This is a genomic window from Streptomyces sp. SID14436 (assembly GCF_010548465.1).
Classification (GTDB): domain Bacteria; phylum Actinomycetota; class Actinomycetes; order Streptomycetales; family Streptomycetaceae; genus Streptomyces.
Genome location: NZ_JAAGMD010000079.1, coordinates 1 through 5510, shown reverse-complemented (window position 1 = coordinate 5510; position 5510 = coordinate 1). Strand labels below are relative to the sequence as shown.

The following is a 5510-nucleotide window of genomic DNA, read 5'->3' as shown; positions in this document are numbered from 1 at the left end:
CGGGCGGGCGCCACCCGCCGCCGGGTGGGCGGTCGCTCTCCTCCAGCCGGATCTCCAGACGGCGGATGGCGGCCCGCACGCCCTCGCCGTACGTGTCGTGGGCCAGCGCGCGGGCCGCGCCCCTGGCCCGGCTCAGATGGGCGCGGGCGGCGTCGGGGCGGCCCAGCCCGGCGTAGTCGGTGGCCAGGCTCAGGTGCAGGGCCGGGTAGAGGGCGCGCACCTCGCGCGCGTCCCCGAAGCCGTCCGGACGGTCGCCGCGGGCCTCCTCGGCGGCCGTGAGGGCCCGCAGGTCCCAGGCGAGTTCGTCCTCCGGATCGTCCTGGGTGTCGGCCAGGTAGTGCGCCAGGGTGCAGCGGTGCAGCGGATCGCCGTGCTCGCCGATCTCCGTCCACAGGCCCAGGAGGCGGTGGCGGGCCTCCTCGCGGTCCCCCGCGTGGTGCAGCATCACGACCTGCCCGATCCGTGTCAGCACGGCGTCCGGCGCCGCCCGGCCGCCCTGTCGTTCCGCCACCGCGTCCTCCGCACCCGCTCGCCGGCTGTCCCCCCGACGCTAACCGCAGGAGGCGGCGACGGCGGACGGCGCGCCCCGGGACGCACCGGGGCGTCCACCGGGTGCGGGCGGCCGGGGCCGGGCCGCACCCGGTGCGGGGCGTCAGCCGAGGTCGGGGATGGTCCAGTCGACCGGCGCGTGGCCCTGGGCGGCCAGGGCCTGGTTGATCCGGGTGAACGGGCGGGAGCCGAAGAACTTCTTCGCCGACAGCGGCGAGGGGTGCGCGCCCTTGACCACCACGTGGCGGGTCTCGTCGATCAGCGGCAGCTTCTTCTGCGCGTAGTTGCCCCACAGCACGAAGACCGCCGGTTCGGGCCGGTCCGCCACGGCGCGGATGACCGCGTCGGTGAACCTCTCCCAGCCCCGGCCCTTGTGCGAGTTCGCCTCGCCGGCGCGCACCGTGAGCACCGCGTTGAGCAGCAGCACGCCCTGCTCGGCCCACGGCATCAGATAGCCGTTGTCCGGGACGGGCGTGCCCAGCTCCGCGTGCATCTCCTTGTAGATGTTGCGCAGCGACGGCGGGGTGCGCACGCCCGGCCGGACCGAGAAGCACAGGCCGTGCCCCTGGCCCTCGCCGTGGTAGGGGTCCTGGCCGAGGACGAGGACCTTGACCTTGTCGTAGGGCGTCGCGTCCAGCGCCGCGAAGACCTCCTCGCGGGGCGGGTACACGGGGCCCTTCGCCCGCTCCTCCTCGACGAACTCCACCAGCTCCTTGAAGTAGGGCTGCTGCAGCTCGTCACCCAGAACCCCGCGCCAGGACTCGGGCAGCATGGCGATGTCGGTCACGTCAACGTCCTCACGATTGCGGTCACTTGCCGGTAGGAGAACCTACCGGCGAGCACTGACAACCGGCCCCGTCCACCGCTGCCCGGCCCGTCACCAGCTGGTCTTGCGGGACAGCTCCCACATCATCATGATCGTCGAGGGGTCCAGGGCCCGCTCGCCGCCCGAGATGTCCCGGCTGGCCGCGACGTACTGCCGGCCCTGCCACAGCGGGAGCAGCCGTGCGTCGTCCACGAGGATCTGCTGGGCCTCCTCGAACTCGCGCACCACGTTGCCGCGGTCGCTCTCCCGGCGGGAGCGCGGCAGCAGGACGTTGGTGATCTCGGTCGCCTCGTAGGGCGTGCCGAGCGCGTTCTGCTTGCCGACGAACGGGGCGATGAAGTTGTCCGCGTCCGGGAAGTCGGGGAACCAGCCACGGCCGAAGACCGGGTACTCGCCCTTCTGGTAGCCGGTGACGTAGGTCTTCCAGGGGCGGCTCTTGAGCGTGATGTCGAACAGCTTGGACGCCTCCAGCTGCCGTTCGAGCTCCTTGAACTCCGCCGCCGTCGCGGAGCCGTAGCGGTCCGTGGTGTACCAGAGGGTCAGCGGCACCTTCTGGGTGATGCCCGCATCGGTGAGGATCTCCTTGGCCTTGGCCACGCTGGGCTCGCCGTAGTCGTCGAAGAAGCCGGTGGTGTGGCCGGTGAGCCCCTTGGGGACCATGGAGTACAGCGGGTCGACGGTGTCCTTGTAGACCTTGTGCGCGATGGCCCCGCGGTCGATGACCTGCGCGATGGCCTGGCGCACCTCCTTCTTGCCGGCCCACGGGTCCTTGGGGTTGAACACCAGGTAGCTGATGTCGGTCCCGGTGCCCTCGACGAGCTGGATCTCCTCCTCCGAGCTGGTCCGGCTCTGGAGGTCGATGATGTCGTCGGCGGCCAGGCCGCGGTAGGTGATGTCGACCTCCTTGCCGCGCAGCGCCTGGACCATGGTCTGGGAGTCCTGGAAGTAGCGGACGGTCACGGCCTGGTTCCGCGGCTTGGCGAACCCCTTGTACCGGTCGTTGCGGACCAGCTCGGCCTTCTTGCCCTCGTCGTAGGAGCGCAGCCCGTACGGCCCGGAGCCGACGATGCCGCCGTCCTTGCGCAGGGCGTCGGCCGGGTAGGCGCCCGGGGCGACGATCGACATGGCCGGCGTGGCCAGGACGAACGGGAAGGTCGCGTCGGGCTTGTTGAGGTGGAAGACCACCTCGCGCTCGCTGGGCGCCTGCACCCGGTCGAGGCTGCCCAGCAGACCCGCCGGACCGCCGTTGACGTTGATCTTGCGGATGCGGTCGATGGAGTACTTGACCGCCTTGGCGTCGAGCGTGGAGCCGTCGGAGAATTTCAGCCCCTCGCGCAGTTCGCAGCGGAAGACCTGGTTGGAGTCGTCGGAGAACGCGCAGCTCTCGGCGGCGTCCGGCTGGGGCGTCGTCGCGCCGACCGGGTAACTCAGCAGGGTCTGGTAGATGTTGCGGAAGAGCTCCCAGGAGCTGTCCCAGGAAGCGGCAGGATCCAGCGTGCTGGGTGCACTGGTCGTCCCCACGACGATTGGCCCCTCGTCATCCGGGGTATCGGAGGACAAGATGCCACATCCGGCGACCAACGACGATATGGACGCGATGGCCGCCATCCGCCGCAGGCCTCGGTTCCGGTTGAACACGCGCACGCTCCTCGATCTGCCGTACCAAGGGTCGGCAGACGATACCGCAGTGTTCCGCCGGGTGACCCTCCCCCGGACGACAGTTGAGATCGAGCCGCAACCGACTACGTTGTCATAACCCCCCACAAGCCCCGGAACGCCGACACGGGCGCCCCTTTCGTCAAGGGACGCCCGTGTCCGGACCGTCGTGGTGCCCCGGTGCGGAAGCGGTGCCTCCGGGGCGGTGCGGGGTGGCGGTCAGGCCACGCCGGCGTTGAGGAAGATGCCGCCGTCGACCACGAGGGTCTGGCCGGTCACCCAGTCCGACTGCTCCGAGGTGAGGAACGCGGCGGCGCCGCCGATGTCGGAGGGCACCCCGAGGCGGCCCAGCGGATAGCCGGCGGCGGCCTCCGCCTCCCGCCCCTCGTACAGCGCCTGCGCGAACTTGGTCTTCACCACGGCCGGGGCGATGGCGTTGACCCGTACCTTCGGCGCGAACTCGTGGGCGAGCTGCACGGTCAGGTTGATCAGCGCGGCCTTGCTGACCCCGTACGCGCCGATGAACGGCGAGGGCGCCAGGCCGGCGACGGACGCGATGTTCACGATCGCGCCGCCGTTGTCCTTCTGCCAGGCGTGCCAGGTGCGCTGGGCGAAGCCGAGCGCGGAGACCACGTTGGTCTCGAAGACCTTGCGGGCCACGTTCAGGTCGAGGTCGGCGATCGGCCCGAACACCGGGTTGGTCCCGGCGTTGTTGACCAGGTAGTCGATCCGGCCGAAGGTCTCCATGGTGCGCTCGACGACGGTGGCCTGGTGGCTCTCGTCGTGCGCCTTGCCCGCCACGTACATGGCCCGGTCGGCGCCGAGCGCCTCGACGGCCTCCTTGAGGGCGTCCTCGTTGCGGCCGGTGATGCACACCCGGTCGCCGCGGGCGATCAGCGCCTCGGCGACGCCGTAGCCGATGCCGCGGCTGGCACCGGTGATCAGGGCGACCTTGCCCGAGAGTTCCACTGCGGTCATGTCCTGTGCTCCAGTTCGTCCCGGTCGTCCTAGTCGAGCGGCCCGCCGGCCACGTACAGCACCTGGCCGGAGACGAAGCCGGCGGCCTCGCCGGTGAAGAAGGCGATGGCGTTGGCGATGTCGTCGGGCTCGCCGACCCGGGCGACGGGGATCTGCGTGGCCGCGGCGGCCTTGAAGTCCTCGAAGCCCATGCCGACGCGGTCGGCGGTGGCCTTGGTCATCTCGGTGGCGATGAAGCCGGGGGCGACGGCGTTGGCGGTGACGCCGAACTTGCCGAGCTCCTTGGCGAGGGTCTTGGTGAAGCCCTGGAGTCCGGCCTTGGCGGCGGAGTAGTTGACCTGACCGCGGTTGCCGAGGGCGGAGGAGGACGACAGGTTGACGATGCGGCCGAAGCCCGCGTCCACCATGTGCTTCTGACAGGCCTTCGACATCAGGAAGGCACCGCGCAGGTGCACGTTCATGACCGTGTCCCAGTCGGAGACGCTCATCTTGAACAGCAGGTTGTCGCGCAGCACGCCCGCGTTGTTGACCAGGATGGTGGGGGCGCCGAGCTCCTCGGCGATCCGGGCGACGGCGGCCTCGACCTGCGCCTCGTCGGAGACGTCGCAGCCGACGGCGACGGCCTTCCCACCCGCGGCGGTGATCTTCTCGACGGTGTCCTTGCAGGCGGCCTCGTCGAGGTCGATCACGGCGACGGCGCGGCCCTCGGCGGCCAGTCGTACGGCGGTGGCGGCGCCGATGCCGCGCGCGGCACCGGTGACGACCGCGACCCGCTGCTCAGTGGTGGACATTGCTGCTTCTCCTCGCCCTTGGGGTGCGGCTCCAGCGGCCCGGCCCAGCAAGTGAGCGACCGCTTAGTACCTTCAGCAGACGTGACGCTAGAAGCCCTGGCACGCGGTGTCAACGGCACACCCGGACTGTGTGATCCATTACCCCCCGCGGCAGCGCCCCACCCCCGCGTCCCGGAGGCCGGCCCCCCGGCCCGCGTCCCGGCCGCCGTCCGGGACCGGCACCCGATCGGCCCACGGCTGCGCGCCCGGGGAGCGGGGCGCGCCTAGCGTCGGAGGCCGGGCCATCCGTGGCCGGAAAGGAGGCGCTTTCATGCGCCGTCGCACCGGTGCCATAGGCACCCTGATCGCGCTCGCCGCGGTCCTGCCGCAGGCCTCCGCCGCGCACGCCCAGGACCTGGACTGCCGCGACTTCACCCATCAGGAGGACGCGCAGGCGCTGTTCGACTCGGACCCCAGCGATCCGCACCGTCTCGACGAGGACCAGGGCCCCGACGACGGCATCGCCTGCGAGGCCCTCCCTCGGCGCGCCGACGGCACGGCCTCCTCCACCCGTTCCCCCCGGCCGACGACGGCCGCCCCGTCCGTGTCCCCCACCGGCTCCACGACTCCCACCGCGGTGCCCACCCCGGTGCCCACGCTCACGCCCTCCGTCGTCGCGACGTCGACGTCGCCGGCCGCCGTGGCGTCGCGCGGCGTGCGGGGCGGGCTGG

The 5510-nt window shown here is 71.6% G+C and carries 6 protein-coding genes; 1 reads left to right on the top strand and 5 read right to left on the bottom strand.

Going from position 1 to position 5510, the window contains the following annotated elements:
- The 5 genes from G3I53_RS03005 to fabG all read right to left on the bottom strand — a co-directional run.
- Positions 1-511 (bottom strand): hypothetical protein (locus G3I53_RS03005; protein WP_164437993.1); only part of this gene is annotated, 511 nt, incomplete at its 3' end.
- Between the two features lie 141 nt (positions 512-652).
- Positions 653-1336: a uracil-DNA glycosylase gene (gene ung / locus G3I53_RS03000; protein WP_164332698.1), complete on the bottom strand. Its 684-nt coding sequence runs from the start codon at positions 1334-1336 to the stop codon at positions 653-655.
- A 90-nt stretch (positions 1337-1426) separates the two neighbouring features.
- Positions 1427-3013, bottom strand: a complete 1587-nt coding sequence (locus G3I53_RS02995; protein WP_164332699.1) for an ABC transporter substrate-binding protein — start codon at positions 3011-3013, stop codon at positions 1427-1429.
- Positions 3014-3250: 237 nt separating this feature from the next.
- On the bottom strand, positions 3251-4009 hold the full coding sequence (locus tag G3I53_RS02990) for an SDR family oxidoreductase (protein WP_164332700.1): 759 nt from the start codon (positions 4007-4009) through the stop codon (positions 3251-3253).
- 29 nt (positions 4010-4038) lie between these two features.
- Positions 4039-4800, bottom strand: a complete 762-nt coding sequence (gene fabG, locus G3I53_RS02985) for a 3-oxoacyl-ACP reductase FabG (RefSeq protein WP_164332701.1) — start codon at positions 4798-4800, stop codon at positions 4039-4041.
- A 310-nt stretch (positions 4801-5110) separates the two neighbouring features.
- Here fabG and G3I53_RS02980 point away from each other — a divergent pair.
- The coding region (locus G3I53_RS02980) for an excalibur calcium-binding protein (RefSeq protein WP_239063519.1) at positions 5111-5510 on the top strand (400 nt) is incomplete at its 3' end.